We start from the raw sequence: 4406 nt of genomic DNA, 5'->3' as shown, positions 1-4406 counted from the left end.
CGGCAAGGTCATCGTCGGCGGATCCGGCGGCGAGTTTGGCGTCCGCGGCTATGTCGTTGCCTTCGATGCCAATGACGGCAAGGAGCTGTGGCGGACCTTCACCATCCCCGGCACCGGCGAACCCGGCAATGACACGTGGAAGGGGGATGACTGGAAATCCGGTGGCGGCTCCGCCTGGATGACCGGAAATTATGATGCCGAAACCAATACCGTCTATTGGGGCGTCGGCAACGCCGCGCCTTGGCCGGGTGAAACCCATCCCGGTGACAATCTCTACACCAGTTCGGTGCTCGCCCTCGACCCTGAGAACGGCAAGATCAAGGCCTACCATCAGTACCACCAGAACGATTCCTGGGATTGGGACGAGGTGGACGCGCCCATGCTGGTCGACCTGCAACGCGACGGCCGCACCATCAAGAGCCTGATCCACCCCGGACGCGATGCCATCTTCTGGGTGCTCGAGCGCAAGCCCGACAGCATCAATTATGTCGCCGGCTGGCCGTTCGTGAAGACCGATGTCTGGAAGGGCATCGAGCCCGAGACCGGCAGGCCGGTGGTCGATCCCGCCCATAAGCCGTCGATCGGCAAGCGGGTGGAGTTCTGCCCGTCCTTGTGGGGCGGCAAGGATTGGCCGTCGGCGGCCTATAGTCCGACGACCGGCCTGGTCTACGTTCCGGCCAACGAAAACTTCTGCGGCGGTTTCACCGGCGAGAAGGTGCCGTTGGATCCGGGCAAGCTGTGGCTCGGCACCAAGCCCGAGGATATCGGACTGACCACGCGTCCCGGCGCCGACCATTTTGGTGAACTCCAGGCCTGGGATCCGAGAAGCGGCAAGAAGGTGTGGTCGCATGACTTCCCCAAGTCGCAGCTGTTTGGCTCGGTCACGGCCACGGCCGGCGGTCTCGTGCTGGTTGGCGGCACCAATGACCGATACTTCCGCGCCTTCGATGCCAAGTCGGGCGAGCTGTTGTGGCAGCAGAAGACCAACTCCGGCATCATGGGCATGCCGGTCTCCTACGAGGTGGATGGCACGCAATACATCGCCGTCCAGTCCGGGTGGGGTGTCGATGCGCAGCGCATCCAGGACGCGCTGGCCACCAATAATATCGGGATCGAAAGCAACGTGCCGCAAGGCGGCGTTGTCTGGGTGTTCGCCGTCAAGAAGTAGTCCCCCCTGGCCCTCGACTCGACCGCAAAAAGCCGCGGTCGAGTCGTTCTTTGCCATTTCCGGATGCGTCAGTGCCAGGCCCGGAACCGCGGCGCGGAGCGACAGGAGATCCTGCCGCTCTCGCCTGATTGAGCGCTACCGACAACTTTGCAACAGCGAGGACGAATCATGATCAAGGTGAAGATAAACGGCCAGGAACACAGCTGGGATGGCGATCCGGCATTGCCATTGCTCTGGTACCTGCGGGACGAATTGGGACTGACCGGAGCCAAGTTCGGCTGCGGTGTGGCGTTATGCGGCGCGTGCACGGTCCTTGTTGACGGGCAGGCGGCGCGGTCCTGCATCACCGCGGTATCGGACGCCTCCGGACGCGAGGTGACCACCATCGAGGGTCTGCACCCCACAGGCGATCATCCGGTTCAGAAGGCATGGCGTGAGGTCAATGTCCCGCAATGCGGCTTTTGCCAGTCCGGGCAGATCATGCAGGCCGCAGCACTGTTGACGCAGAATCCCAAGCCCTCGCACGACGAAATCAGGACCGCGATGTCAGGCAATATCTGTCGCTGCGGTTGTTATCAGCGCATCGAAAACGCGGTGCATCTCGCGTCGACGGGGGTGTGATCATGAACATCCTCGCAAATCCCACCAAGCTTTTGGCCGTCAAAGTCGAGAACGTGTCGCGCCGCAGCGTGCTGAAGGGCCTCGGCATCGCCGGGGGCCTGGTGCTGGCGGCTCCGGTGATGTCGCGGCAGGCGTTCGCCGCTTACACCACCGGTGCCAGCGCGATGCCGCATGGCACGGTGGTGGACCCGCGCGTCTTCGTCGCGGTTGCGGCCGATGGCGTGGTAACCATCGTGGCGCATCGCTCGGAGATGGGTACCGGCAGTCGCACCAGCCTGCCGATGGTCGTCGCCGACGAGATGGAGGCCGACTGGTCGCGCGTCCAGGTCCGTCAGGCGCAGGGCGACGAAGTCAAATACGGCAACCAGGATACTGACGGCTCGCGCAGCACGCGGCATTATCTGATACCGATGCGCCAGATCGGGGCGTCGGCGCGGACCATGCTCGAAGCCGCGGCGGCGAAACGCTGGGGCGTACCGGTTGCCGAGGTCAAGGCGGCCAATCACGAGGTCGTTCATGCCGCGAGCGGTCGCCGGCTCGGATTCGGCGAACTGGCGGCCGAGGCCGCGGCCCAGCCGGTTCCTGCGATCGCCGATCTCAGGCTGAAGGATCCCAAGGACTTCCGCTATATCGGCAAGGGCAAGGTCTCAATCGTCGATCTCCGCGGCATCACGACAGGCACCGCTCAGTACGGCCAGGATATCCGTCTGCCCGGGATGAAGTATGCCGTGATTGCGCGTCCCCCCGTGGTGGGCGGCAAGCTGGTATCGTTCGACGCCAAGGATGCCTTGCAGGTTTCAGGCGTCGAGAAGGTCATGGAGGTGCAGGGCTGGCCATGGCCGTCAAAATTCCAGCCGCTCGGCGGCGTGGCGGTGATCGCACGCAATACCGGTGCCGCGATCAAGGGACGGGATGCGCTCAAGATCGTCTGGGATGACGGGCCCAATGCCACACACGACTCTGCGAACTATCGCAGCCAGCTGGAGGAGGCGGCCCGCAAGCCCGGCAAGGTGGTGCGCGATGACGGCGATATCGAAGCCGCGCTGAAGAGCGCCGACAAGGTGCTGGTCGGCGAATACTACCTGCCACATCTGGCGCATGCCAGCATGGAGACGCCGGTGGCGACCGCCAATGTCGTGGGCGGCAAGGCCGAGATCTGGGCGCCGGTGCAAAGCCCGGGCGGCACCCGCGAGGACGTCGCCAAGACGCTCGGCCTCACGCCCGAGGACGTCACCGTCAACGTGACGCTGCTCGGCGGCGGCTTCGGCCGCAAGTCGAAATGCGACTACGCGCTGGAGGCGGCGCTGCTGTCGCGGGCGGTGGGCGCGCCGGTCAAGCTGACCTGGACCCGCGAGGACGACATTCGTCACGACTTCCTGCACACCGTCTCGGCGGAGCGCATCGAAGCCGGCCTCGACAAGAACGGCAAGGTGATCGCGTGGCGTCATCGCAGCGCAGCGCCCACCATCCTGTCGACCTTTGTCGCCGGCGCCGCGAATGAAGCGCCGTTCGAACTCGGCATGGGATTGGTCGATCTGCCGCTGCAGATCGCCAATATCCGTTGCGAGAATCCGGAAGTTCCGGCCCATAGCCGGATCGGCTGGTTCCGTTCGGTCTCGAACATCCCGCACGGCTTCGCGGTGCAATCGATGATCGCCGAGATCGCGCACGCGACCGGGCGCGATCAGAAGGACATGCTGCTGGAGCTGATCGGCGAGCCGCGTGTGGTCACGCTCAACGCCTCGGTGAAGGACTTCTGGAACTACGGCGAGCCGCTCGACAGCTATCCGATCGACGCCGGCCGGTTGCGCGGCGTCGTCGAACTGGTGGCCGACAAGGGCGGTTGGGGCCGCACGGTACCGAAAGGCCACGGCCTCGGCATCGCCGCGCATCGCAGTTTTGTCAGCTATGTCGCGACCATCGTCGAGGTCTCGGTCGGCGCCAAGGGCGAACTCACAGTCGAACGGGTCGATACCGCGATCGATTGCGGAACCTTCGTCAATCCCGAGCGGATCCAGTCGCAGATCGAGGGCGCCGCGGTCATGGGGCTCAGCCTCGCCAAATATGGCGAGGTCACGTTCAAGAACGGCAGGGTGCAGCAGGGCAATTTCGACGATTTCCCGCTGGTGAGAATCGACGAGGCGCCGCTGATCACCAACGTCCACATCATGCCGGCGGAGGCCGACAAGCCGCCGAGCGGCGTCGGCGAACCCGGCCTGCCGCCGTTCGCACCGGCGCTGATCAACGCCATCTTTGCCGCCACCGGCAAGCGCATCCGAGCCTTGCCGATCGGCAAGCAGCTGGCTTGATGGCACAATCGCGTTTCAGGCGGTTCACACCGCCTGAAACCTCCTGCGGACTGGTCACAGGGATCGCTGCGGACAACGCAGCGGTCCCTGTCGCGCTTCGTGCCAAGCTGGTGTTCGATGACGTTGCTTGATGATGCCTCATGATGGCGCGGCCCATCATGCGCTCCGAGCGGCAAAACGCCACGATCTCGTCCCAACTCGCCCTCCGCCTTGCCTGCGAACGTGTGGTCTCAACCGCCGTTCAGGCGACTCTCAGCGGCTTCGGCGTCTGTACGCCAGCACGCACCCGCATCGTCGAGCAAGTTCCT

3 protein-coding genes are annotated in these 4406 nt (G+C 64.6%); all 3 read left to right on the top strand.

Annotated elements, in window-relative coordinates; all coding sequences use genetic code 11:
- Positions 1-1168 (top strand): outer membrane protein assembly factor BamB family protein (locus ABSG20_RS30770; RefSeq protein ID WP_423868223.1); only part of this gene is annotated, 1168 nt, incomplete at its 5' end.
- 168 nt (positions 1169-1336) lie between these two features.
- The gene (locus ABSG20_RS30765) at positions 1337-1789 is read left to right on the top strand and encodes a (2Fe-2S)-binding protein (protein ID WP_423868222.1); all 453 of its coding nucleotides are present in this window, start codon (positions 1337-1339) and stop codon (positions 1787-1789) included.
- Between the two features lie 2 nt (positions 1790-1791).
- Positions 1792-4098, top strand: a complete 2307-nt coding sequence (locus ABSG20_RS30760; protein ID WP_423868221.1) for a xanthine dehydrogenase family protein molybdopterin-binding subunit — start codon at positions 1792-1794, stop codon at positions 4096-4098.
- The last annotated feature ends 308 nt before the right edge of the window (positions 4099-4406 follow it).

The sequence above is a fragment of the Bradyrhizobium sp. genome, from assembly GCF_049512235.1.
GTDB lineage: Bacteria > Pseudomonadota > Alphaproteobacteria > Rhizobiales > Xanthobacteraceae > Bradyrhizobium.
The sequence above is the reverse complement of the archived record's forward strand: the minus strand, read 5'-3'. Positions and strand labels throughout refer to the sequence as shown.

Coding starts and splice junctions, on each gene's coding strand:
- ABSG20_RS30765 (WP_423868222.1), top strand. CDS start 1,337: ATGATCAAGGTGAAGATAAACGGCCAGGAACACAGCTGGGATGGCGAT.
- ABSG20_RS30760 (WP_423868221.1), top strand. CDS start 1,792: ATGAACATCCTCGCAAATCCCACCAAGCTTTTGGCCGTCAAAGTCGAG.